The organism is Planktothrix prolifica NIVA-CYA 540 (genome assembly GCF_963864145.1).
Lineage (GTDB): Bacteria > Cyanobacteriota > Cyanobacteriia > Cyanobacteriales > Microcoleaceae > Planktothrix > Planktothrix agardhii.
The window spans coordinates 1,659,436-1,684,845 of record NZ_CAWLTW010000001.1 but is presented as its reverse complement, the minus strand read 5'-3'; the positions used below and the strand labels follow the sequence as shown (position 1 = coordinate 1,684,845).

The following is a 25,410-nucleotide window of genomic DNA, read 5'->3' as shown; positions in this document are numbered from 1 at the left end:
ATATACCAATGAACACTACTTTATTCTGGAAATTTATCAACATAAACCAACAAATGATAATGATTAGGAAGAATAATCCAAGCCCGGATATCAAAACCCGCATTAATAAATTGTTCAAAAATCAAATTTAATAATTCTTGACGACGATGGGGCGTTGAAATATAGGGTTGATGTTCATAACAAGCAACGGTTAATAAATAAAAAGCTTCAATCTGAATAGGATGGGGAGGTGAGTGAGGCGGAAATCCTTTAGCTAACCGTTGTTTAACCAGTTCTTTGCGTTGCTCAGGTGTAAGTTTACGATATTCATACATCATAAAAGTAGTAAGCCCTTCAGGGCTTTCTCCTATATTTATAAGTTTGAGAAGATTAAGCCCTAAAGGGCTTACTACTATTATTTTAACACCTGACATCATAAAAGTAGTAAGCCCTAAAGGGCTTTCTCTTATATTTTTAGGTTTAAGGGGATTAAGCCCTTCAGGGCTTACTACTATTATTTTAACACCTGACATCATAAAAGTAGTAAGCCCTAAAGGGCTTTCTCTTATATTTTTAGGTTTGAGGGGATTAAGCCCTGAAGGGCTTACTACAGGTGGAGAGGCGAGAAAAGATTAAGGATAAATTTTCGTTTGGGGCTGCATTCCCTACACCATAACAGGCTCGTTTTCGCCAACAAATAATAGGTAAATGTCCTAGCGGTGCATTTAGGGTAAAATTTAGTTCTTCATAATAAAGCCAACTTTCTCCCCGACGCCAACTAACTTGATCACAAAATTTTGGATAATCTCCTTCTAAATCATAGAAAATTTGCCATTGACTTGTTAAACTAAATAATCCCTGACTATAATATTCCCATAGCCAGTTAATGGTGTTTAAATCCGTACAGGGAAACTGTTCAATATCTTCTGGTCTTAACCATTTTTCGGCTTCTCTTTCGACAATATATAAAATCAATTCCCAGGTATATTCATCGGCGGTTTTCCAATCTCCATTGGCTAATAATTCGCTGAGTGAACTGTAGTCTATGCTAACTTCTGATTGGGGAAAATCTGGATAAGATGGCGAATTTATATTGACTAATAATTCAGGATTAATGGTTTCTAAATAATGTAATATCTCTGTCAACAAATTTTCTATTTTTTGTCTTTCTAAGGTAGATTGTTGTAGTTGATTTTCCAAGGAGTCTAACCGAGGTAAAAGGTCGGCAACGGTCAATCTTTTTTTTGATTTAGAAATAGTTTTATGTTTAGAAATATCGACGGTTTGGAGACGTTTCCAAGTTTGTTTTGCCCAGTCTAAAGATTTTTGATCCTGTTTTAAATTTTCTGGTATAGATAGATGGATTTGTAAATCCCATCCACAGACTACACAGGTTTCTGGAATCGGTTTTTGATAGTCAAAGTCACAGACTGGGCATTGAAAGCGCATGGAAAATAGAGATTAGGGGGTTTGTCGTATGTTAACATTACCTCACCCACCAAACTTTATCCACTGGTTTCCTGTCTTTTCCTAACAATATTGTATGATTTGAATATCGGGTTTATCTTCAGGGAGTCTGGAGGTAAGCCAGGAGAAAGAAATAATCAGTCATATCTCTTTTATAGAGATCAGTTATCCAATCCCATTTTTAAACAATTTTTCAAAGGTAATCAATAGTGAATTTTACCTATTTATTGAGGGAGAATAAGTGATGAGTGAGTCCGAATCAACTAATATCTTAATTGTTGATAACCATTCAATTGACCTACAAATTGTCCGAAATTTATTTGATCAAAAACAGGTTAATTTATTGTGGATAAATTCAGATGAAGTTGCTGTTTTTATGGAAAAATCCTCCCTAGTTGATTTGATTTTCATTGCGGTTTCCATGCTGGGTGAGAATGAATTTATGTTGTGTCAACAATTGCAGAGTTCAGGTCTAAATATTCCGATTATTTTAATTACGACCGAAAAACAAGCTACCATCAAGACTTGGTTGAGTTTGGGGGTTATGGATTATTTGTTTACTTGTTTAGATACAGAGGAGTTTTTACTGAAATTAAACAACTATTGGAAGTTAGCTGAATATCGGAAAGAAGTTCGGCAAAATTTGAATCAATTAAAACAAGAATTAAAAACAGAGAGACGGGAAAATTTACAACTTAAAAATATCAATTATCAATTAGAAATAAAGGTTGAATCCAATCAAAAAGAATTACAAAAATCTATTACAGAATCAGAAAATAATAAAATTGCTTTAGAACAGTGTTTCAATAAAATTAAGATTATTCAAACTCAATTAGTCAATAACGAAAAAATGTCAATTCTCGGACAAATGTTAGCTGGAATTGCCCATGAAATTAATAATCCGGTTAATTTTATTTATGGAAATCTAGCTTATGTTCAAGAATACACTGATAATCTTTTAAAGATTTTTGAACTCTATCAACAGTATTATTCTAATCCCCATCCGGTGATTCAACAGGAGGTAGAAGCGGTAGAATTAGACTTTATTTTAGAAGATTTGCCGAAGATGTTAGAATCAATGCAGGTGGGTGCAGAAAGGATTCGAGAAATTGTGCTAAGTTTACGCAATTTTACCCGTCAGGATGGTTCTCAAATGAAAGCAATTAATCTTCATGAAGGAATTGATGGCACCTTAATGATTTTACAAAATCGGTTAAAACGAAAACAGGATCATCCGGCAATTCATGTAATCAAAGAATATAGTTCCTCTTTACCTTTAGTTGAATGTTACGGGGGAGAAATTAATCAAGTTTTTATGAATATTTTAGCCAATGCTATTGATGCAATTGAAGAAAATAATCAACAAAAAAATATTGAACAATTGCAGGTTAATCCTGGTCAGATTTTGATTAAAACTGATATTATTAATGATCATAATGTTACAATTAAAATTAGTGATAATGCCGGGGGAATGACTGAGGAAATTTTAGCCCATCTATTTGAACCATTTTTTACTACAAAGCCTGTAGGTAAGGGTACAGGGATTGGTTTATCTATCAGTAAAAATATTGTGGTTGAAAAACATCAAGGTAGTTTACAATGTATTTCTACCCCAGGGAAAGGAACAGAATTTATGATTGAAATTCCCATTACTCAGGAAATGCCGACCCAAAAACAGGGGTATAAAAAACAAGTTTCTATTTTAAATCAGGGAAATTAATTAATCATCTATTTTGCATCGACTGTAGTTTTTAAACCTTCATTACATTCAAGGAATTAGACATGAAAGTTTTAACTTCTGACTATAGCAATCCTAAATCAGTTGTAATATTTCCATCTATCTCGACCCTCCCAACCCTCCCCTTAGTAATGGGAGGGCTAGGGTGGGGTTCTATATTCTGATCGCAAATCATTTAAGATTGCTATATTTACTTGAAAACCACAAATCTCTTTTAAAAATAACATTGATTTTGTTGGCATTTCCTCTGATTAATAGTTGGAATATATCAAAAGCGATCGCTCAAATCATACCCGATCAAACCCTGCTTCAAAATACTATTATTACCCCCAATGGTAGTATAATTAAAATCGAAGGCGGAACCCAAAATGGGATTAACTTATTCCATAGTTTTAAAGACTTTTCAGTTCCCGAAGGTGTGGCAGCCTTTTTCAATAACTCCGTGGATATTAAAAATATTATTAGTCGGGTTACTGGCAATAATATATCTAACCTCCAAGGTTTAATTCAAGCCAATGGCACGGCTAATTTATTCTTAATTAATCCCAATGGAATATTATTTAGCCCTAACGCGCAACTCAATATTCGAGGGTCTTTTACCGCTAGTACCGCTAACAGTATTATTTTTAATCATGGTGGTGAATTTAGTGCAACTAATCCCCAAGCACCGCCCCTATTAACCGTTAACGTTCCCATCGGGTTACAACTGGGAAATCAACCGGGTGCTATTACAAATCAATCCCAGGGTTTAGGCATAGGAGTTGATGGCAAAAGTGCAATAACAGGATTACAAGTACAACCCGGTCAAAATATTAGTTTAATCGGGGGAGATGTGATTTTAAATCAAGGTTATCTGACCGCTTTTAATGGTAGAATTGAATTAGCAGCCCTAAAAAATGGTACTTGGTCTTTACAACCCCAGCCAGAACAATTCAATACTCCTAACATTCAATTCGGCTCGATTCAATTATTACGTCAAAGTCAAATTGATACCAGTGGAGCCGGAGGGGGATTAATTACCATCCAAGGAGGAACGGTTTCCCTAACCGATAGCTCTCGGATTCTTGCTAATACCTTAGATGCACTCAATGGGGCTGGTATTCAAATTCAAGCCGAACAATTTCAATTAGATAATCGTGCCTTTATCTCCTCCTCAACCATTGGCACAGGAAACGCCGGAGATATTAATATTAAGGCGAACAATTCAATTGATTTATTTGGAACTGAGCCCCTATCCTTCATCGAACAATTATTATCAGAAACCTTTAGTCCCACTAATCTTTATGATGGTATTTTTAGCGTCAGTGCGGGTCAAGGAGCATCGGGAAACGTCACCCTAGAAACCCCCCAAATCCAGATTCTGAATGGGGCGACTATTTTAACCCCCACCGTGGGCAGTGGGTCAGGGGGAAATATTACCCTATTAGCCTCGAAATCCGTTGATATTAATAATGGTTCCCTGGTGGTCACCGGAACCATTAGTACCGGAAACGCCGGAGATATCAATATTTTTACCCCCCAATTGCGCGTCCTCCAAGATGGCTATATCATCACCAGTCCCGGGCGTTCCGGGGAAGGCCAAGGGGGAAATATTACGGTGAATGCCGATACCGTAGAACTGCGGGGGGTAAAATCGGGCGTCGCTTCGCCGGGGGGATTATTTACCGCCACCCTGGGAACTGGAGGCGCGGGGGATATCACGATTAACAGCCGGGAACTGACCGTGGCAGAAGGGGCGCAGGTATCTGCTTCGGCTGCGGGGGCTGGAAAAGGGGGCAATTTAACCGTGAATGCGGAATCGGTGCAACTGCGGGGAGTATCGGAGGATGGGCGGTTTTTGAGTGGGTTACTCACCTCATCTTCCCTGTTGACCGTTCAGGGAGAAAAAGGTACTGCACCCGCCGGGGATTTAACTGTAAATACTCAACGGTTGGTGGTGCAGGGGGGAGCCCAAATTTCGGCGGCCACCGGAGGGGAAGGGGCGGCCGGAAATTTAACCTTAAATGCCTCGGAATCCATTGATGTTGTGGGGTTTGCCACCAATATTGATAAATCCGTAGAATCCGTTTCCTTTGGAACCATTGGCGATGGTATTGTTCCCAGTTCCATTGAGTCAAATACCAGTGGGGCGGGTAGTGCGGGGGATTTGCGGATTAATACTGGACGGTTAACGGTGCGAAATGGGGCAGAAATTGGGGTGCGGGGAACCAATGAAGGTGCCGCGGGTAACTTGGAAATCCAGGCAGATAGGGTTTTATTAGATAATGAAGGAACTATTAGTGCGGCCACCGTCGCCGGAACCGGGGGAAATATTCGGTTACAGGCGCGAAGGGTGGAACTGCGACGGGATAGCCAAATTACCACCAATGCCAGCAACGCCGATGGGGGAAATATTACCCTGGGAACCTCTAATTTAGTGGCTTTGGAAAATAGTGATATTACCGCTAATGCTCAAGCCGGGAAGGGAGGACAGGTGATTATTAATGCTCAAGGGGTGTTTGGAACCCAGTTTCGGGAATTTCAGACTCTCCAAAGTGATATTACCGCTACCAGTGAGTTAGGGGCCGCATTCAGTGGGGCGGTGGAAATTAGTAGTCCAGAAGTTGACCCCAGTGCCGGGTTAGTCGAGTTACCGAGTAATTTAGTTGACCCCACCACCTTAATTGCGACTCGATGTTCGGGAAATCAACAAAATCAATTTGTGATTACTGGACGGGGGGGTTTACCCGCGAGTCCCAATGATGCTTTGAGTTCTGAACCGACGGTGATTAATTGGATTAATCTGGTTGAACCCACGACAGCATCCCTCGTAACCCCAAAATCCCCTGTGGAGACGCGCCATGGCACGTCTCTACGGCGAAACATTCAGGAGGCCCAAGGATGGATAGTTCGGGCTGATGGGGTAATCGAATTAGTGACTAATCCTCCTCATGGTAAGCCACAACCTGCGGGTGTGTTACCTCCTCAATGTTAGGGTAATGGTGGTTTATTTTTTAATTAATTAATAAATTAATAGTTAACCATAACGGTCAATCTTAAATAGAAATAGGGTTGCCCCTGCAATTAATAATACAGGCATTAGCCAATCCCCCCAACGGACATAAAGGGTTTGGGTCTGATCACGATAGATTGTATCAGCATAGAGTTGATATATATTCTGATTTGAAATCCACTGAGTCCTCCCATGGGGGTCAATAAAGCCCGAATATCCTGTATTTGTAGCCCGTATTGTCCAACGATGATTTTCAATGGCTCGCATCACATCTAAGGCATGATGTTGAGCTAAAATTGTATAGGAATAGTAAGCATCATTAGAAGCCGTAATCAGAAATTCTCCCCCCTGGGCGGTTTGGCGTCTGAAATGTTCTGCAAAGGCTGAATCATAACAAATTCCCACCGTAGCTTGACCGAAAGCAGTCTGGAATTGTTGATTGGGTTTACCATGAATTAATGTGGCTTCTAAGGGCGATAATCTGCTAATAAATTTGCCTAGAATTTCACTAAAGGGGATAAATTCTCCTAAAGGAACTAAATTAGCTTTATCATATTGACCGATAATATTTCCTTCCCCATCCATGGAAAATAAACTATTAGTATATCCATTTTCTTTCAAGGCAAAACTTCCCACAATAGCCGGAACTTTTTGCTTTAAAACCGCTTGATAAAAAGAACTATTTTGTCTCTGATTCGAGTCAGTCCAGAAAAAAGGTAGGGCCGTTTCTGGAGTCACTACAAAATCTACTCCTTGATTAGCTAAAGTAATATATCCGGTTGTATAGCCATTTAGGGCTTGTAAAAATCCTGAATAATTTAATTTAACTTCATTGGCAATATTTCCTTGAATAATTCCCACTTTTAACGCCTGGTCTGGATTTTTTTGTAAAGGAATGCTATATAAAATCAATCCCAATCCATGGGCAAAAATCAAAAATAATACCGCTAAAATTAATAATAAATAGGAGTTTTGATCTTGAGTCTGAGAATAACTTTGATCTCGATTTAAGATTAATCCTTCTGCAATTAACCCATTTACAATTAATAAAGTGGCGGTAATAGTTGTCGGGCCAGAAATTTGACCTAAGTGTAAAATAATCAGATTTCCAAAACTTTGGGTGTAGGACAAAGAAGACCACCATAAAGCAGTCGAACTCCATAAAAATTCTAACCCACACCATAAAACTGTGGCAATTAAAACTCGGCTTAATCCTAGGTAAATTTTAGAGAATCTTTGAGCCAATTGAGCCGATAAAATTACAAATAATCCCGTCCAAATTATTACTAAAGCAGTCCCCCAAAGGGTGAGAAAACTCCAACAAAATATAGTAATCGCTAAACTCGCTAACCAGGGAACTCCTAACCAAGTCATCGGATGAATTCCCGTAATCCAAAATAAGGCGGTTCCGTAATAGCCGATTCCCCAAACTAAAGCTAATATTAAAGTAATTTTAAATCTCGCAAAACTTCCCCCACTTAACAAGGGGGGGTTAGGGGGGTAAAATTCGATAAAACATTAACCCATAAAGGAACTAAGGCCACCCAAGCTAATCCCCAAAGTCCCCAAGGTTCGGCAGCTACCCCCATTAAAACCCCTGCTATTGCTGTTAATAATAAAGGCTGAATTAGTTCTCGTTTGTTCATAAATAATGACAAAATTCGGGATTAATTTAAACTATAGATATCTTTAGCTTGACCGAAAGCAAACTTGAGAGAAAGGCGAATAGTTTTATTAGAAAAGGTAGCAAAACTAATTAAAGCAATTAAAGCTAAACCCGCATCTAAAGCAAACATAACTGAATAACCCAACTGTTCGGCAAAGATGCCAAAAATAGGGCCAGCCAGGGCAATTCCCAGATCAAATCCAGTTAAACATAAGGAGAAAAATTGACCCCGTTGTTCAGGTAAACATCGATCAGTAATTAAAGTAATCATCATCGGAATTACAACTCCTGCCCCCATCCCTTCAAGTAATGCAGCCAATAAAATAATATTACTGTGCATAGTTTGAGATAGGAGTAACATCGCTAAAAAATAACAAATTAATCCCCCAGTAATAAACAAACCTCGACCATAACGGTCAGAAGCTCGACCCGTAGGAATACGGACTAAAAAACTAGCGATCGCGGCGGTACTATAAAATAATCCGGCATTAAAATTTAACCCCGATTCTTTCACCGCCAAAGGTAAAAATGTGACTAATGTTCCAAAAATTAAACCCACCATTAATAGCACAAATGCTGGAATTCGTAGGGGGGGACTCCATAAGGTTTTGAAAAACCATAACCCCTTTTCTAAGAGAGAAGTGGAATCGGCTTTTGTTGTCGGTTTATGATGTTGAGGTTCCCAAACTTGGCAAATTCCTAAAAATGCTAAAAACGCAAATCCGCTACTAAATAAAAAGATCGGGTCATAACCCACCATCGCTTGCATCGACCCCCCCACCGCCGGGCCAATTGCCATCCCAATCGGAGCCACTAAACTCATATATCCAATCACTTCTCCCCGACGTTCAACGGGTGCTATATCGGCAACTAAGGCACTGTAACCGATGGTAAATGCCGCCACACTGATCCCATGAAAGGCTCGTAAACTCAGCAGTGATGGAATCGACTCAGCAAACAGATATCCCAAAGGAGCCATCGTCCCCACTAAGGTTCCGATTAATAAGACTAATTTGCGACTTTTGCGATCAGCTAGGGGGCCAAACCACAATCGAGATGGTAATAAACCCAAGGCAAAAGCCCCCATTACCCAGCCAATTTGTTGTGTAGTTCCGCCAAGAGATTCAATATATAATGGTAGGGTTGGTAATAGTGTGGTGATACTTGTCCAGAAACATAAACCGGCAATAAATAAAGCCAGCAAACTGCGTTGACATTTGGGTTCAAAGCTGCGAAAAGCGTTCAAAATACCTATTCCTTAATATTAATATTAACAATTTGTTGATTAAACCAGAGAGCCGCTAAACCATTATCCAATTCAGTTAATTGTTCTAAAGTTTGCTCCAAAAGAATAAAATGTAAAAAATTCAGAAATGAGATCAAGATAACGGGAGAAATAAGAAAAACATTGCTATTAATTATAGCACATTATTTTCAATTTTAGAGAAATCCTAAAAAATAATAAATCTTATCTTTTAAAATCCGTTCATTCTACCTCAAGATTTCACTTAATCATCTTTCTTAGTGTCTTTGTGCCTTTGTGGTTTATTCAAAATCCAAAAATCAATATTTTCAGTTTATGTGATAATATAGAATTAAAATAAAAACCCTATTTCTATGCCTCAATATTTCGGACAGTTACACGCCCTAGAACCAAATTGGTCAAAAATTGAAGCGGTGCAAAGTGTAGAAATAGGCGATCGCTATTTTCTCTTTAACTGCGGAAATGTCTATGTTAAAATTAGTATATTAGCCAATAATTTAATTAGAATTCGTTATTCCCCTTCTGGTAATTTTCTTCCCCGTCGATCTTGGGCGATTAATTTAGATGATAGTGCATGGCAACCCACTCCTTTTCAAACTCACCAAACCGAACAAACCACAGAAATTATTACCGAAAAAATTAGAATATCCGTTCAACATTATCCTTGCCGAATTGAATGTTATGATCTGCAAAATCAACCCTTTGCCACCGATACAGAATTAGGGTTTAGATGGCAACAAGGGTTAACAGTAGTTGAGAAAAAAATTGAACCGGAAGAACATTTTTATGGCTTTGGAGAACGTACCGGGTTTTTAGATAAAACGGGAGAAATAAAAACTAATTGGACAGTTGATTCTTTAGATTATGATGCCTTAACCGATGCCATGTATCAAGCCATTCCTGTATTTATGGCTTTACGGCCGGAATTAAGTTATGGCATTTTTTTAAATAGTACCCATTGGAGTCGCTTCGATATTGGGGTGAAAAAACCAGGGATTTTGCAGATGGAAACCCAAGCCCCAGAATTAGATTATTATATTATTTATGGCCCCAAACCGGAACAAATTCTTAATACTTATACCCAACTAACCGGACGGATGCCCTTACCTCCCCGTTGGGCTTTAGGTTATCATCAATGTCGTTGGAGTTATGAGTCAGAAACCGTTGTTAAAGAACTAACAAAACAATTTAGAACCCGCAAACTTCCCTGTGATGTGATTCATTTAGATATTGATTATATGCAGGGATATCGAGTATTTACCTGGAGTGAAAAACGGTTTCCAAATCCAGAGAATTTGATTCAATATTTATCTAAAAATGGCTTTAAAACCGTGACCATTATTGACCCAGGAGTTAAACATGAACCCGAAGCAAATTATACTATTTTTGATCAAGGATTAAAACAGAATTATTTTATTAGAAAACCCAACGGAGAACTATTTCATGGTTATGTTTGGCCAGATAAAGCTGTTTTTCCCGATTTTTTAAATCCCCAAGTCCAAAAATGGTGGGGAGAATGCCATCAAACCTTAACAAATATTGGTATTGCGGGCATTTGGAATGATATGAATGAACCCGCCTTAGATGACCGTCCTTTTGGAGATAAGGGGACTAAAATTACCTTTCCTTTAGAGAGTTTACAGGGCCCAACAGAAGAAAAAACAACCCACGCCGAAGCTCATAATTTATATGGCTTAATGATGGCAAAATCTAGCGCCCAAGGGCTGTTAAAATTGCGACCAAAACAGCGATCTTTTGTCTTAACTCGGTCAGGTTATGCGGGTATTCAACGCTGGTCATCGGTGTGGATGGGGGATAACCATTCGATTTGGGAACATTTAGAAATGTCTCTCCCAATGTTATGTAATATGGGGTTATCGGGGGTAGCATTTGTCGGTTCTGATATTGGGGGTTTTGCGGGCAATGCTACACCGGAATTATTTGCCCGTTGGATGCAATTGGGAATATTATATCCGTTGATGCGAGGTCATTCCGCTTTATCGACTTCCCAACATGAACCATGGGTATTTGGAGAACGAGTTGAACGCATTTGTCGAGAATATTTAGAATTACGCTATCGTCTTTTACCCTATCTTTATAGCTTATTTTGGGAAGCGACACAAACAGGAAACCCAATTCTTCGTCCCCTATTTTATCACTATCCTAATGATACCAAAACCTATACTTTATCCGATCAAGTTTTATTGGGTTCTGCGATTTTAGCCGCCCCAATTTATCGTCCAGGGATAGAATGTCGGGCGGTGTATTTACCCGCCGGAATTTGGTATGATTGGTGGACAGAAAAACCCTATTCTGGATCACAATATATTTTAGCAGATGCTCCTTTAGAACGGATGCCTTTGTATGTGAAAGCGGGTTCTATTATTCCTTTACAACCGGTGATGCAATATGTGGATGAAAAACCGATTGATTGTTTGACTTTTAAGGTTTTTCCTGGGACTGGAGAGGGAATTTTATATGAAGATGATGGTAGTTCTTTTGAGTATATTCAGGGAATTTATTCAACAACAAAATATCAAGTTTATCAAGAAAATCAAGAATTAATTATTGAAATTGAACCCCGTCAAGGACAATGGACTCCTCCTAACCGGGAGATAATTATTGATGTGGTGGGAGTGGGAGAACAGCGTTTTCAAGATGATGGTCAGGGGAAATATTCAGGTTTAGTTTTATTAAGGATCAGAATCCTTAGCGTTAATAACTATATTTCATAAGTACCTAAACAAAATTAATTACACATCCTCTACCCTGTTCCCTCCCCCCCTAGCCCCCCGTGCACGGGGGGTTTGGGGGGGCTGTTCCCTCTCTCAACTAGGTAATTTATTTTGTGCAACTACTTATGAGAGCATCAATCTAAACTAATTTGAGAACCCCAAATGTTTTGTGGAAGGAAAGATCGATCTTGAGAAATAGAAGCAACGGGTTCTGTTAGGGTAAAACTACCAGATTCAATCCATTTTTTTAACTCTTGTGCAACTTCACGAGAACGGGAAATACTGGCTAGGGGGGCGGTTTTGATGGTTTTGCCTTCTATAGAAATTTTACCTTTTTTTAGTTGACCATAATTTACTAAACCAAAGGTAGGACGGACTCGCCGAGGAATTGCAAAATCAATTACAGGCGCCACAATATCTTGATCGGAAACGGCACAACGAGCAATTACATCTTGATTCAAAACTGGTAATGGAATTCCTACTCCTAACATTAATGAGGGGCCGTAATTTTTGAAATAACAACCCCGTACCCAATAGGGACTCATTTGTTTCGCATCTCCAATTAATGCTAAGGTCGCTGCCGGGCCGATGGGAGTACGATTTTCTAACCGTTTTTGCAGGGGAAAATGTTGGGTTCCTTCCCAAGTAATATAGCCAATTCCTCCTCCGATAAAAATTTTAGTCCCAATGCCAATCAGTTGTAAATCAGGATCATTTAGCAAAGGGTTTAAGGCGCCAGGATTAGAATAAACTGCATTGCCTAAATAGGGTTGTAGGGGGCCAAGATAAGTATATAGAGGGTGCTCGCCTCCATTTACCCCAACAATAAAATTTTGATAGAGATTGCGAGGATTAAATAAATAAAATTGGTTAATCGTATCTCGGGTGATGGTGGTTTCAAAGGAGTTCCGAGGATAACAGTCAGAAACCACGCCGGAGGCTTTCAGATGAATCGGTTTTCCGGCAATTAAATCTTCAATAACGTGACCTCCACCGCGTTCTCGGGTTTCGTCCGCGTCTTCGATCATTTGTGCCGCACCCAAATATAAATCTACCGCCCCAAAGCCACTATAGGCCAGAACCCCATCTAACCAACAGGTTCTAATATTAATCGGGGGATCGGTATGACCTAAGTTAATCACAGCACCCGAACCTTCCATCGGTTCAAAAGTTCCGGTCGTAATCACATCCACCTGTTCAGCAATTTGGGCGATATTGTCTGGGGTAACTCGGGCTTTGAGTTCTTCTACTGTCCAAACAACGGCACGATTTTGAATGATTTTATCATTAATTTCAGAAATAGTTTTCATTTTAAATCTTTGGGATAAGACCAATTAACCAGGATAAATTTAGCCCCAAATTAACCAGATCTAAAACTCCTACAGCACTTTAGATCGCAATAAGGCAATCGGTAATGAAATCATTTTACGAACTTTAGGAACATAAGCCCGTTTACTAAATACATCATAGTGATTGCGTTCAATCGCATCTAAAATTTGTCGATATAAAATTAACGCCGTCCAAACAGGCCCGCGAATATCCTGATTTAAAACACTAATTCCTCTTTCCGCTTCAACATAGAATTTCCGCGCCCTCTGAATTTCAAAGCGCATTAATCCTCGCCAACGCTCATCCACAATCCCCTTGAATAAATCCGCTTCTGTATAGTTAAATAAAGCTAAATCATCTAAGGGTAAATAAATTCGGCCCCGTCGCGCATCTTCCCCCACATCCCGCAGAATATTGGTGAGTTGATTGGCAATTCCTAAAGCGATCGCCTCTTGATCAGGAATTATAATTTCTGGGTTAGGATTCCAAGGGGTAACAATAGGAGGTTCTATACCCATCACCGCCGTTGACATTAACCCCACCGTCCCCGCCACCCGATAACAATAGAGTTCTAACTCCTGAAACGTCTGATAGCGGTTGCGGTATAAATCCATCCGTTGACCCGCAATCATATCTTTAAAGGGTTGAATATCCAACGGGAAACGATGGAGGGTATCCACCAAAGCCACATCTACATCATCCCTCGGATGTCCGGCAAACAATGCTTCTAGGTGTTCTTCCCAACGATCTAAGGTTTCCTCCGTCGTCGTCGCTGCCATTGGCCCATCGACTAACTCATCAGTTCGACGACACCAAACATAGATAGCCCAAATAGCTCGACGCTTGGCCGATGGCATCAATTGAGTCCCTAAATAAAACGTTTTGGCATACTCCGCAGTAACCTGACGGCAGAGTTCATAGGAGTCTTCCAAAGATGCCAGAGTTCTCATGCACGGAGTTTTAGAAAGTTGTAGCATTCGTTATTCTGCTGACCGACAGTGGATAAGCTAGGAAGGGATAGAAGTTGGGGAAGCAACATTAATATCGGGAGTCGCTAAAGCCGGAAAACGATTAGAAGTGAGATCTTCTTGAATCGCCTGTGCAGTTAGCTTACCAGAAAGCACAGCCCCTTCCATACTGGCGAGATAACGCTGCATCGTGTAATCTCCACTCAGATAGAAATTAGGGATCGGCGTTCTTTGGGAGGGACGATGGGCCTGCCTTCCCGGGGTTGCTTTATAAACCGAACGGGGGGTTTTCACGACGTGGGATTTTAGCAATTTGGCTTTGTGGGGAATTTCCTCGGGAAAGAGTGTTTCCAACTCTGCCATCGTCGCTGCCACGATTTCCTGATCCGATTTACTAATCCAATCCTTTGCCGGAGCCAATACCAATTCCAACATAGAACGGTCAGGATGGGAATACTCTTTACAGGTATTACTCATATCCGCATAGACGCTGAGTAGGGGAGAACGGGAAAACAGCAAATGGTCAACATTTGTTAACTTACGATCGAACCACAAATGCACGTTAATTACTGGAACCCCTTCTAAGCCCTCTAGCTGTTTGAAATAGTCCATTTGTTGCCAAGGTTGGGGTAACATCACCTTCAGGGGGTCAACGGGCATGGCGCAAACGTAGAGATCGGCCGTTAAAACTTCGTCGGCGGTATCATCTAACCCGCGAATTAAGAATCCGGTGACGCTTCCATCTGGGTTGAGTAAGAATTCTTTAATTGGAGCATTCAAACGCACTTCCCCCCCCCGTTCGGTGATGTAATCTACCATAGGTTGACACAAACGTTCCGTGGGAGAACCATCTAAAAATGCCATTTTAGAGCCGTTCTTTTCTTGAAGAAAACGGTTTAGGGCAGTTAAAATTACCGTTGAGGAGATTTCATCGGGGTTGATAAAATTTAAGGCTTTAGACATAGCAATAAACACTTCTTTCTCAACCCTGGGCGGAACATTCTGGAGTTTCAGCCATTCGGAGAAAGAATATTTATCCATTTCTTCGACATATTTCTGGCCCTGGAGGATGGCGGGAATTAATCCTAAACCAAACCGGATTTTTTCCGGCCAGGTCAACATATCATTATTACGGAGAATAGCAACCATCCCGTTAATCGGGGCGGGGAGATCGGGAAAATCAAACCGCGAATAGGTTCCAGGTTTCTCCGGTTGGTTGAAGATCATGGAATGTTCTTTCCATTGCAGCCGATCTTCGATGTCCAATTCTTTGAATAACTGCAACACATTCGGATAAGCCCCGAAGAAAATATGTAATCCGGTTTCGTACCAGTCGCCGTCTTCATCTTTCCAGGCTGCGACTTTTCCACCTAAAACGTCCCGTCGTTCTAAGACGATAGGAGTGTGACCAAGATCGGTGAGATACTTGGCACAAGCCAGTCCCGCTAAACCTGCTCCAGCGATCGCAACTCGCATCAATAACCCTTGGTAAATGTTTTCTTAATGTTTTTTCTGATTATACGTTACATCTTGTTACATTCAAACCAAACCAGATCAAAAATTCTGCGAGGAGGTCTGGGAGGAAGGTGTCAGTAACGATAGGGGGACGGTAAGATTAATGTTGATGATGTTTGACAAAATTAGAAAAATTTTGGTCTTCTGTGAGTTTAGTCGGATTTCCAAGGATTAATAATTGTCAGACCACAGCCTTCAAAATCAGAAACATTTCGAGTCGCAAGAGTCGCTTGGTGAGTATAACAAATGCTGGCTATTTGAGCATCAGCTTGGGAGATGGGTTTACCCATTCGTCTTCTTTCGGTGGCAATTCTAGCAAAAGCAATTGCTGCTGTTTCATCAAACGCTAAAATCCGCCCGGCAAAGTCTTCAGCAAACATCAATTCAGCCGATTTACTAAGTTCTGTTTGGCGTTTTCCAGAGGGTAACAAAGCAATCCCATAAAGAATCTCAGCTTGAGTAATGGTTGTGGTAAAAAGATTGGTTATGGGTTGTGCTGCGACCCATTGACGAACCACTAACGAGCCTTGGGAGTGCATCACTTCGGACACTACATTCGTATCAAGGACGATCATATAAATCTTCAAAGTTAGGAGGTTCGCGTAAGGGTTCCCTCGTAATCGTTGGAAGTTCAAAATCGCCAAAATGGGCAAATCGTCGTTCAATTGCTAAGACAAGATTTAAGGGTTCGAGACGGTTTTCTGTCAAGACAGCACGGAGAATTTCTTTAGCTTCTTCTTCGAGGGAACGACCATAATATTCGGCTCGCTTTTGCAGGCGATTTTTTAGGTCATCATCAACGTTTTGAATTGTGATATTTGTCATAGTTAATTTAATTATCAAAACTATATTAATTATAACTTAATGATTGCTGATTAGTCAAGGTTTTGGTGGGCAAAGCCTGCCCTACAATATTAACTTTGGTTGATTTCAGAGATTGGTAATAACAATGTTTGCTCAATCTCATCACGCACTTTGGGCGATACTTTACAACCGCTATTGAGGCAATCTATCAGCAACTCATTAGCATCAGAATACGTTTCAAGCAATTTATTCTGTTCCTCGTTAAACTGCCAGTCATAACCAATATTACGATACTTAATCATCAAACTTCTGTATTTTTCTGTCCAATCTTGACTATTTTGTTTTATCCATTGAGAAAATAGGTGATCATCATTATAATCAGGAATTTCCTGTTCAAGTTTTTGTAATGATTTCCATAGGTTAAAATCAAACCCGCACTCAGGGACAACAAAATCAGGATCGATACCGTTGTTAATGGCATGAGCGAGAGTAGCAGACAAACAAAAATCGAGTGTTAAATCAATAGGAATGAGATCAAAGTCTTCGTGGAAGAATCTAAAATTAGAATCCAATTTAAAGGCAAGTTCTACATAGCATTCGAGATCAGGTGAAGATATGGAGGCAGGAGCTAACGGCAGAGCGAAGTAAAATGCTCGAACTGCGGTTCTTTTCCAAGGAACTTGAACTGAACACGATTTTCGATTGACCCAATACAAAAACTGCTGTAACTTTTCATCAGTTGCTAAAAGCCCATCAATGTGTCGCTTTATTAAAAATAATAGAAAGTCGGTACTTGGTAACATCTCAACAACTAATAACAATACTTCTCTCCAGCGTTTATCAGTAATTTTACCACTGAGAATTTGCCAATCCTCCTGATCTGGTGAATATGAATTACAATTGATTACAATTTTTAGTGCTGTGAAATATTCCTGAAATGTTAAGTGAGAAAAAGAATAAATTTTTTGCGCCCGCTCCACCAATAACCCATGCTGCGCTTCAATTGATTTCAATACCGCCTCACTATCCAGTTGTAAAGCTTCTGGGTCATTTTGAGCATCAGGTAAATTATGAATGTAATCAGAAATATACTGCTCTAATTCTTTTTGTTTAAAGAAATAATCTCCCCGCTCAAATGTTGTTAAAGCAAGTTGACTTAGTAAATCTTTTTTTCGCTGCAATGATAGATTCTTATAAACCTGATCTCGTTCTATGTTTCGTGTTTCATCCCATTTTTTTAGTAAAATATCAATTCCTTCCTCATAAAGTTCTGAACGATTAGCTGGAAATTTTAATGAGTCTTCAAATACTAAACAGAGTAACGTTAAAAGCAGTGGATTAGTTGCTAATTCTCGAATTCGACTATTTTGTTCAAGCTGTTCAATAAATTGTTCTGCTATAGCTGATTCTTCACTGTTAAACCATTTACCAACAAAAGTGTTAATCTGTTTTTTATCAAAATCTGCAACTTCAACTTCTGTAAATTTCTCAAAATTATAGGTTTTGGCTGCAATTCTACAAGATATTACAAATTTATTTTTGTGAAACTTATCAGATAAATTACAAACTTGTTTGATTATACGATTGTTATCCTCAACTTTCACTTCATCCAAACCATCCAGTAAAATCAACAATTTACCATACTTTAATAGAATATCTATCTGTTTACCAGAAACATCATAATCATCTAGGATGTGAGTTATGTATTCAAGTAAACTTGGTTTTTCTTCAATTTCTGCAAATTGCTTGAGTGTAATAAAAATTGGTACAAGTTCAGCTTTTAAATTCGCTTTATTACACTGGAAAGCTAAATGTTTTAAAAACGTAGTTTTTCCTGCTCCTGGATTACCTAATACCATCAATTTTAAGTATTTCTTAACCGCTTCTATTCCTGGTATTCGTTTATCAGTTTTTTTGCTAAGTCCAAAACGATCAAAATTTTCAGGATCAAAGTATTGCAATAGTTCATCAATTTCATATTGTTGATGACTGGGAATTTTTTCCAGAACATTAACGTTAGTGTAAAGGTCACTGACATCAATGGGTTGTGACATCGTAAGCACTCGCATTGTACCACATTGATCTTGAATGCTCTCATAGCACTTCTGGCGGACTTCTTGCACTAAATTATTTAGATCATCTTCTGACAGATTAGAGGTTTGAGAGTCAGGAGCGTTAAATTTTTGATACTCAGTAGTTAGAAAATTGAGCAAGCGACCATATTTACCTGGGCCTTTACCATTTATACTAAACTTTTTGTAAACATGACTCATTCGAGTGCGAAGTGCTGTGTCAGAAATATGAAGTTCTGTTGCTATCTCTAACGCGGTCTTGTTACTGTTAAACCGGATTATAAAAGCATCTTTTTGCTCTGGTGAAAGGTCATACTTACGAGCCATTTCAATTAAAAACTCACGAGGTAGCGACATTAACCAATTTCTCCATAACTTGAAAGCGAATCCAGTCTCTCTAATCTAGCCTAAAACTATAGTTAAGACTACTCTAATATTACTGATTCGGGAATAAGAATAATATTAAAGAGCAGCCTAAAATTGAAGATTGTAGATAAGTCAGCCTAAGTCAGTCTAAGTCAGCGTCAACTTGAGAGTTATCTCCAAAAGAAAATTGCGACATTGAATTTAGCAATTTTTTGGAGATGCTTTTTATGAAATCAACTTATATCAATGGACAGTTTCGCTACCAAGACGAAAAAGGAATCCGGCTACCATCCGTTACCACCATACTGAAGGCTACACAACCTATTGAGTCTGTTGGTGCTCTCTCTAATTGGCGCAATAAGGTAGGAAATACAGAAGCAAATCGTATGGCTTCAATTGGTCGTCGCCGAGGAAAATTATTGCATCAGTGGGTTAAGGACTATTTGCAAGGGTTATCTCCTGTTGCTGATAGCCTAATTGAACCCTATTGTTATAGCGTTCAATCCATTTTAGAGAAACTCAGCGATGTACAGTTAATTGAGACAGTTGTGCCAAATTATGTGGAAGGATACACTGGGAAAGTTTATTTAGTTGCTCGTTATCAAGGTGTTCCATGTATTATTGAGTTGACAACGGCTGAACAACCTAAACAGAAAATAAGTAAACTTTACGATAAGCCGTTACAACTTGTAGCTTATGGGGGTGCAATTAATCGCTATTACAGAGATAGTTTGTTTGGTGCTAAAATTTCTAACGGTTTGATTGTTGTTGCGCTTCGGGATCAAGATGCAGAAGAATTTATGATAGAACGGGAACAATTGATCGTTTATTGGCAAGAATGGTTGAAACGGCTGGAAAGATATACCGAAAAAGCAGCTTGCTAAATGTAGCTTTTGGTTTGGCTTTTGGAGGTTTGTTTTTAAATAAATAATCAGGACTTTTTAGGGCGATTGCTATTATCAAAAGTAGGCGATCGCCTACTTTTGATACGCTATATATAGCGTGCTTGCGTAAGTCCTGTTAGAATAAAAGATGCTCATAAACAGAATAAAAATTTATATGACTTCACGATTTCCTCAAATTTAGCAATTAGCATCGGAACGAGTTGGTCTGTTTTTTAGGAAAAAATGGGGTTATGGTTTCACCAGTTGATCTCAATACTGTGACGGGCTTATCTGAACAAGATGCGATCGCGCGGCTCAAAGAGGAAGGCTACAATGAACTTCCCTCGGCGGGAGCTCGTAATCTGTTCTCGATCGCTTGGGAAATTATCCAAGATCCGATCTTCCTATTGCTAGTCGGTGGTGGAGTTATTTATTGGGTTTTAGGTGATCTACAAGAAGCTCTGATTTTATTAGGTTTTGTCTTTTTTATCACCGGAATTAGTCTCTACCAAGAAGGCAAAACCGAACACGCCTTAGAAGCCTTACGGGATCTTTCCAGTCCTCGCGCCTTGGTAATTCGAGATGGGGAGCGAAAACGGATTGCTGGGCGAGAAGTGGTTCGGGGAGATACTTTAGTCTTAGCAGAAGGCGATCGCGTACCTGCGGATGCGATTGTGCTTTCTTGCTCAAACCTCTCCACCGATGAGTCGTTATTAACCGGGGAATCCCTACCTGTGCGTAAAGTTGCCGCTGTGGGTAACGTGGAAATGGCGCGTCCGGGGGGAGATGAGTTGCCCTTTGTATATTCTGGCACATTGGTAGTTCAGGGACAGGGAATTATTCAAGTCCAAGCCATCGGCGCTCAAACCGAGATGGGTAAGATTGGCAAGGCTTTACAAACAGTCAAGCCAGAAGCCACACCTTTGCAACGGGAGATGAATCAGTTAGTCAGCCGTTTGTTTGGTATCGCTTTATTCCTGTGTGTGGTGATTGTAGTAATTTATGGACTGACGCGAGGAGATTGGCTGAAAGGATTTCTGGCAGGAATTACCTTAGCCATGGCAATTTTGCCCAATGAATTTCCCGTGGTTGTCACTATCTTTTTAGCATTAGGAGCTTGGAGAATTTCTCAAAATCATGTCTTAGCTCGTCGCACTTCTGCTGTGGAAACCTTGGGTTCCGCAACGGTTTTATGTGTGGATAAAACTGGGACGCTGACTCAGAATATTATGGCTGTACAACAACTATTTCCCTATAACCAAGAAGAAAATCCTCAGCCCTATAATTTAGAATTAGATTCAAAAAAACCGCTTCCAGAATCGGTACATGAATTAGTAGAATTTTCTATTTTAGCCAGTCAAAGAGATCCCTTTGATCCGATGGAAAAAGCCTTTAAACAATTGGGCGAGCGCTCCCTCGCAGATACCGAACATTTACATAACGATTGGAAACTGTTGCGAGAATATCCCCTCTCACCGGATTTATTAGCAATGTCTCAGGTTTGGGAATCAGCAGATAGTAAACAATATGAAATTGCTGCTAAAGGAGCACCGGAAGCGATCGCCGATCTCTGTCATTTTACCCCCGAACAACAGCAAATTCTAGCCACACAAATTACTAAAATGGCAGAGCAAGGATTGCGGGTATTAGGTGTTGCTAAAGCATCTTTACTTGATGCACCACCACCATTTTTACCTCCTCATCCTTCGCTCAGTCCTGATAATTTACCCGATAAACAACATGATTTTCCTTTTCAATTTCTAGGATTAGTGGGACTTTCCGACCCAGTGCGTCCAACCGTGGCGGCGGCGATTCAAGAATGTTATACCGCCGGGATTCGAGTCGTGATGATTACCGGAGATTATCCGGCCACGGCTCAAACTATTGCCCGTCAAATTGGATTAATGCAAATGGGGGCGATTGTGACTGGGGCGGAATTAGATGGGATGAATGACGCTGAACTTCAGGAGCGGATTCAAAGTACAAATATCTTTGCTAGGGCAATTCCTGAACAAAAATTACGGATAGTTAATGCTTTAAAATCCAAAGGGGAAGTCGTTGCTATGACCGGGGATGGTGTCAATGATGCCCCGGCTTTAAAATCAGCCCAAATCGGGATTGCGATGGGTGAAAGAGGCACAGATGTTGCTAGGGAATCGGCGGCGTTAGTGTTATTAGATGATGATTTTTCTTCAATTGTGCAAGCGGTTAAACTGGGGCGGCGAATTTTTGATAATCTTCGCAAAGCCATGGCTTATCTTTTAGCAATTCATATTCCGATTGCTGGGATGTCTTTAATTCCAGTATTGTTTAAGTTGCCATTAGTATTACTTCCGGTTCACGTGGCATTTTTGCATTTAATTATTGATCCAGCTTGTTCAATTGTGTTAGAAGCTGAACCCGCAGAAACAACGGTAATGAAGCGTCCTCCCCGCAATTCTAAAGATCCTTTATTTGGTAGGAAAACTGTGGGTTTGGCGATGTTACAGGGAGGGGCAATTTTAACGATTGTTCTCGTAATTTTTGTAATTTCGCTATATCGCGGACAAGGGGAACTTGATGCCCGGGCGTTAACATTTACGGCATTAATTTTAGCAAATTTAGGACTAATTTTGAGTACAAGTTCTTCCCTACCCCTAAGTTTAAAAATACTTAAATCTCCCAATGCTGCCCTTTGGTGGGTTATGGGTGGAGGAATATTTTTTCTGGCGATGGTGCTTTATGTTCCCTTCTTGCGTCAATTGTTTAGCTTCTCTTTTCTGCATCCAATTGATATTGCTATTTGTCTACTTGGTGGCGGGATTAGTTTAGTTTGGTTTGAACAGTTAAAGTTAATCAATCAACCCCAGGGAGTTATTAAATCTAAACCAGGAAAACCTGTCTAAGAAAATCTATGCTGTTCAAAAACTTGGGAGCATACCGATTTTGCAAATATATCCTACAAAGTTGGGATGCTCCCAAAAACTTCCTCTATTTTGTAAAAAAGCCAGTTAGGATAGAGAAATAACATGGGCACTCCCAAAGAGTCCCTCAAAATTACCTTTGAGGACAACTTTTTGCCCTTTCTAAAAGGTTATGTAGCTAACAATGTGCTGTAGTGAAAGATGCCAGTTTCATGGTTATGTCAAACTTATAGAAACACCAAACAAGAGAGAAATTTAATGAAAAATAAGTTATTTGATAAAGTTTTTCGGGATAGCGAAGGTAAAATTATTCTCGCTCAGATGCCAAATCCACCACTTATTGTCTGGATTGTAGCTAGTTTATTAAAGATAGTTTTTACAACAGGTAAAATTAATCTAGGACTAGACATAATAGCTTTTGGCTCCTTGTTTACTTGGGCTTGGGAAGAATTATTTCAAGGCGTTAATTACTTTCGTAGAATATTAGGTTTTCTGGTGCTTGTTGGTCTGATTGCATCAAAACTTCAATAAGTAGGTAAGCATCAATGTGCCAAAAGCCTTAAAATTAGGAGCTTTAGAACCAATATTTGGGCAGGTTTTCAACGCTGTTCCCTGTCCTATGGACTGGGTAATAATTGCCAAACCTTCAAGGTATCGTCAAAACTCCCACTCACTAAAGTATGATTTCGAGGATTAAAAGCCACATTTACCCAAGCTCGATGTCCTTTAAAGGTTCCAACCAATCCGCCATTATCTACTTGCCAGAGTTTCACTGTCCCGGCAAAATCCCCACTGGCGAGGGTTTGACCATCGGGACTAAAGGCAACGGACTGCACCTTATCCCCATGACCCAGAAGAATTTGCGCCGGAGTATTACTAAAATATTGAGATTCTAACTCGTTTAAATCCCATAATTTAATCGAATGATCCCAACTGCCCGTGGCTAAACTCTGACCATCGGGACTAATGGCTACCGACCAAATCGCCTCGGAATGGGCCTTAAATGTCCGCAATAACTGTCCCGTGTGCCAGTTCCAAATATCCACAATCCCGTTACTTCCGCCACTGACCAGGGTTTGATTATCGGGACTGAAAGCCAGGGATTGTACCTCTGTCCCATACCCTGGTAACGTTTTTACGGTTTTTCCGGTGGATATATCCCATAGCCGAATCGTTTGGTCACGACCCACACTCGCCACCTGCTTTCCATCGGGACTTATGGCAACGGCATAAACCCATCCTTGATGACCGTAGAGCATTTTTTTCTGACGCCCACTCCACAAATCCCAAACTAAAATCGTTTTATCACCGCTTCCACTCACTAAAGTCCGACCATCGCCACTGATAGCCAAGGTTCCTACGGGTTGAGAATGTCCCAATAGGGTATTAATTAATCCCCCGGTTTCCGCATCAATAATCTGAATTGACCCATCGGTATTCCCATACACTACAAATTGACCATCGGGACTGACGGCCACCGACCACACTGGGCCAATATTCTGTACTAACGTCCGCATCGCCGGGGGTGATTGGGGAATAATTGGGGTAAAAGTCTCCGGGGGGGGAACCGAAATATCGGGAATCTGATAAATGGGTTCTATTTCTATGGGTTCAGAGTTTGGTTGGGGAACTCGTGAATTCAGGAATAGGGACAACATCGCCAAAGTTGCACCCCCCAAAGCGGTTAATATCCATGGATGTTGACGAATTTGGGGGAGTTTGACCAGAATCGGCCCGGATTTTAAGTCTTGGATGACCTCGACCGCCGAAGCATAGCGTTGAGTGGGGTCACGTTCAATTAGTCGATTCAGAATTCGGGTTAGGCGGTGACTAATGGGGGTTTTTAGATAATCCTTCCAGACCCAAGAATTTGTTTTAATATTCCATAAATCAAAGGGGCTGATTTGAGTTAGCAGATGCAAACAAGTCACCCCTAAACTATAGAGATCATTTTTAGGACTAATTTCTCCTTGTAGTTGTTCGGGGGAAACATATTCGGCTGAACCTTGCAGGGGATTTACTCCAGCAAAATCAACTAAAACCAGTTGTTTTTTAGTCGGGGAATTCGGATTTAAAATTGGACGACGAATAATATTTTCCGGTTTAATATCCCCATGGACTCTATTTTTATTATGAATTAATTCCAGAACTGGAAGAATTGCATTCAATAAATCCCAAATTTGCAGTTCTGAAAAAACGCCCTCCTGTTCGAGTTCTTCGGCTAAATTGCGTCCGGGGATATAATCTTGTACGAGATAACTATAGCTGTGGTCTTCAAAGCAGGCTAATAATTCAGGAAGGGCCGGATGCTGACTAATCTGGTCTAGGGTTTGGGTATACAGACGAAACTCGACACTCGCCTGGGGGATAGATAGGGGAGCATCCAGACATTGTTTAATCACACAGCGCGGTTGAGTCGGTTTGTCCTCATCAATGGCTAAAAAGGTTCGGTGACAATGACTTTGACCCAAAACTCGCATCACACGATAGCGGTTTTTGAGGCGCAGTTCCGACCCACAACCCTGACAGGTAATGGCGTGGGTCGGGTTCTGGGGGTTCTGACATTGGGGGTTGATGCAGTAACTCATAACCAGAATTTGTTAATATATTCTTCTATAATAAGTCTTTCTCAAACTTTAGGTTAATTCAGGGATCGCGATCGCCTATTATCTTACCCATTACCTATCACGGATTGAAGCAGATTACGCAGATTAACACAGATTAAATC

18 protein-coding genes are annotated in these 25,410 nt (G+C 40.1%); 6 read left to right on the top strand and 12 right to left on the bottom strand.

The features are described 5' to 3' along the window. Positions 1-20: 20 nt before the first annotated feature. Positions 21-515, bottom strand: a complete 495-nt coding sequence (locus AC559H_RS07735; RefSeq protein WP_237745543.1) for a hypothetical protein — start codon at positions 513-515, stop codon at positions 21-23. A gap of 52 nt (positions 516-567) precedes the next feature. Beyond that, a complete protein-coding gene (locus AC559H_RS07730) occupies positions 568-1,428 on the bottom strand; it encodes a GUN4 domain-containing protein (protein ID WP_026794207.1) in 861 nt (286 codons plus the stop codon). 262 nt (positions 1,429-1,690) lie between these two features. On the opposite strand from AC559H_RS07730, the gene AC559H_RS07725 reads away from it, so the two are divergent. Together AC559H_RS07725 and AC559H_RS07720 are read left to right on the top strand one after the other, a co-directional pair. Then, entirely contained in the window at positions 1,691-3,166 is a 1,476-nt protein-coding gene (locus AC559H_RS07725) for an ATP-binding protein (protein ID WP_051319473.1), read from the top strand. A 250-nt stretch (positions 3,167-3,416) separates the two neighbouring features. Next, positions 3,417-6,158 (top strand): two-partner secretion domain-containing protein, encoded by a 2,742-nt coding sequence (locus AC559H_RS07720; RefSeq protein WP_158442068.1) that lies wholly within the window; start codon positions 3,417-3,419, stop codon positions 6,156-6,158. A gap of 42 nt (positions 6,159-6,200) precedes the next feature. On the opposite strand, the gene lnt is transcribed toward AC559H_RS07720, so the two are convergent. From lnt to AC559H_RS07705, 3 genes are read right to left on the bottom strand one after another with little or no spacing between them, the layout of a single operon-like run. Then, the gene (gene lnt / locus AC559H_RS07715) at positions 6,201-7,661 is read right to left on the bottom strand and encodes an apolipoprotein N-acyltransferase (RefSeq protein ID WP_237746354.1); all 1,461 of its coding nucleotides are present in this window, start codon (positions 7,659-7,661) and stop codon (positions 6,201-6,203) included. Further along, positions 7,655-7,822: a hypothetical protein gene (locus AC559H_RS07710; RefSeq protein ID WP_237746353.1), complete on the bottom strand. Its 168-nt coding sequence runs from the start codon at positions 7,820-7,822 to the stop codon at positions 7,655-7,657. Before AC559H_RS07710 ends, lnt begins: the two co-directional genes overlap by 7 nt. A gap of 21 nt (positions 7,823-7,843) precedes the next feature. Continuing rightward, positions 7,844-9,088, bottom strand: a complete 1,245-nt coding sequence (locus AC559H_RS07705; RefSeq protein ID WP_026794205.1) for an MFS transporter — start codon at positions 9,086-9,088, stop codon at positions 7,844-7,846. 371 nt (positions 9,089-9,459) lie between these two features. On the opposite strand from AC559H_RS07705, the gene AC559H_RS07700 reads away from it, so the two are divergent. Next, complete coding sequence (locus tag AC559H_RS07700) at positions 9,460-11,841, top strand: glycoside hydrolase family 31 protein (protein ID WP_051319471.1); 2,382 nt, start codon at positions 9,460-9,462, stop codon at positions 11,839-11,841. 134 nt (positions 11,842-11,975) lie between these two features. Here AC559H_RS07700 and AC559H_RS07695 read toward each other — a convergent pair whose 3' ends face one another. The 6 genes from AC559H_RS07695 to AC559H_RS07670 all read right to left on the bottom strand — a co-directional run bounded on the left by AC559H_RS07695 (position 11,976) and on the right by AC559H_RS07670 (position 18,886). Then, positions 11,976-13,151 carry a homocysteine biosynthesis protein gene (locus AC559H_RS07695; RefSeq protein ID WP_026786403.1) on the bottom strand — a complete coding sequence of 392 codons (1,176 nt, stop codon included), beginning with the start codon at positions 13,149-13,151 and terminating at the stop codon, positions 11,976-11,978. A 69-nt stretch (positions 13,152-13,220) separates the two neighbouring features. Beyond that, positions 13,221-14,147, bottom strand: coding sequence for a 15-cis-phytoene synthase CrtB (gene crtB / locus AC559H_RS07690; RefSeq protein ID WP_026786404.1), 927 nt, complete (start codon positions 14,145-14,147; stop codon positions 13,221-13,223). Between the two features lie 30 nt (positions 14,148-14,177). Then, positions 14,178-15,614: a 15-cis-phytoene desaturase gene (gene pds / locus AC559H_RS07685; RefSeq protein ID WP_043936972.1), complete on the bottom strand. Its 1,437-nt coding sequence runs from the start codon at positions 15,612-15,614 to the stop codon at positions 14,178-14,180. A gap of 191 nt (positions 15,615-15,805) precedes the next feature. After that, positions 15,806-16,228, bottom strand: coding sequence for a type II toxin-antitoxin system VapC family toxin (locus AC559H_RS07680; protein ID WP_026786405.1), 423 nt, complete (start codon positions 16,226-16,228; stop codon positions 15,806-15,808). Beyond that, positions 16,215-16,478: a FitA-like ribbon-helix-helix domain-containing protein gene (locus tag AC559H_RS07675; RefSeq protein WP_026786406.1), complete on the bottom strand. Its 264-nt coding sequence runs from the start codon at positions 16,476-16,478 to the stop codon at positions 16,215-16,217. The genes AC559H_RS07680 and AC559H_RS07675 overlap by 14 nt, the downstream gene beginning before the upstream one ends. Before the next feature lie 89 nt (positions 16,479-16,567). Beyond that, on the bottom strand, positions 16,568-18,886 hold the full coding sequence (locus AC559H_RS07670) for an NACHT C-terminal helical domain 2-containing protein (protein WP_051319470.1): 2,319 nt from the start codon (positions 18,884-18,886) through the stop codon (positions 16,568-16,570). Between the two features lie 236 nt (positions 18,887-19,122). Between AC559H_RS07670 and AC559H_RS07665 the strand changes: the two genes are divergently transcribed. The 3 genes from AC559H_RS07665 to AC559H_RS07655 all read left to right on the top strand — a co-directional run bounded on the left by AC559H_RS07665 (position 19,123) and on the right by AC559H_RS07655 (position 23,213). Beyond that, the gene (locus AC559H_RS07665; RefSeq protein WP_051319469.1) at positions 19,123-19,779 is read left to right on the top strand and encodes a hypothetical protein; all 657 of its coding nucleotides are present in this window, start codon (positions 19,123-19,125) and stop codon (positions 19,777-19,779) included. 251 nt (positions 19,780-20,030) lie between these two features. Then, positions 20,031-22,664: a cation-translocating P-type ATPase gene (locus AC559H_RS07660; protein ID WP_026794201.1), complete on the top strand. Its 2,634-nt coding sequence runs from the start codon at positions 20,031-20,033 to the stop codon at positions 22,662-22,664. 276 nt (positions 22,665-22,940) lie between these two features. After that, positions 22,941-23,213 (top strand): hypothetical protein, encoded by a 273-nt coding sequence (locus AC559H_RS07655; RefSeq protein ID WP_026794200.1) that lies wholly within the window; start codon positions 22,941-22,943, stop codon positions 23,211-23,213. 86 nt (positions 23,214-23,299) lie between these two features. Here the strand turns inward: AC559H_RS07655 and AC559H_RS07650 are convergent, their stop codons facing one another. Further along, positions 23,300-25,270 carry a serine/threonine-protein kinase gene (locus tag AC559H_RS07650; RefSeq protein WP_026794199.1) on the bottom strand — a complete coding sequence of 657 codons (1,971 nt, stop codon included), beginning with the start codon at positions 25,268-25,270 and terminating at the stop codon, positions 23,300-23,302. Positions 25,271-25,410 lie beyond the last annotated feature (140 nt).

Excerpts from the sequence above, each read along its gene's own strand:
- AC559H_RS07650 (WP_026794199.1), bottom strand. The coding sequence starts at position 25,270 with ATGAGTTACTGCATCAACCCCCAATGTCAGAACCCCCAGAACCCGACC.
- AC559H_RS07710 (WP_237746353.1), bottom strand. The coding sequence starts at position 7,822 with ATGAACAAACGAGAACTAATTCAGCCTTTATTATTAACAGCAATAGCA.
- AC559H_RS07660 (WP_026794201.1), top strand. The coding sequence starts at position 20,031 with ATGGTTTCACCAGTTGATCTCAATACTGTGACGGGCTTATCTGAACAA.
- AC559H_RS07730 (WP_026794207.1), bottom strand. The coding sequence starts at position 1,428 with ATGCGCTTTCAATGCCCAGTCTGTGACTTTGACTATCAAAAACCGATT.
- AC559H_RS07675 (WP_026786406.1), bottom strand. The coding sequence starts at position 16,478 with ATGACAAATATCACAATTCAAAACGTTGATGATGACCTAAAAAATCGC.
- AC559H_RS07680 (WP_026786405.1), bottom strand. The coding sequence starts at position 16,228 with ATGATCGTCCTTGATACGAATGTAGTGTCCGAAGTGATGCACTCCCAA.
- AC559H_RS07735 (WP_237745543.1), bottom strand. The coding sequence starts at position 515 with ATGATGTCAGGTGTTAAAATAATAGTAGTAAGCCCTGAAGGGCTTAAT.
- pds (WP_043936972.1), bottom strand. The coding sequence starts at position 15,614 with ATGCGAGTTGCGATCGCTGGAGCAGGTTTAGCGGGACTGGCTTGTGCC.
- crtB (WP_026786404.1), bottom strand. The coding sequence starts at position 14,147 with ATGCTACAACTTTCTAAAACTCCGTGCATGAGAACTCTGGCATCTTTG.
- AC559H_RS07665 (WP_051319469.1), top strand. The coding sequence starts at position 19,123 with ATGAAATCAACTTATATCAATGGACAGTTTCGCTACCAAGACGAAAAA.
- AC559H_RS07700 (WP_051319471.1), top strand. The coding sequence starts at position 9,460 with ATGCCTCAATATTTCGGACAGTTACACGCCCTAGAACCAAATTGGTCA.
- AC559H_RS07695 (WP_026786403.1), bottom strand. The coding sequence starts at position 13,151 with ATGAAAACTATTTCTGAAATTAATGATAAAATCATTCAAAATCGTGCC.
- AC559H_RS07725 (WP_051319473.1), top strand. The coding sequence starts at position 1,691 with ATGAGTGAGTCCGAATCAACTAATATCTTAATTGTTGATAACCATTCA.
- AC559H_RS07655 (WP_026794200.1), top strand. The coding sequence starts at position 22,941 with ATGAAAAATAAGTTATTTGATAAAGTTTTTCGGGATAGCGAAGGTAAA.
- AC559H_RS07670 (WP_051319470.1), bottom strand. The coding sequence starts at position 18,886 with ATGTCGCTACCTCGTGAGTTTTTAATTGAAATGGCTCGTAAGTATGAC.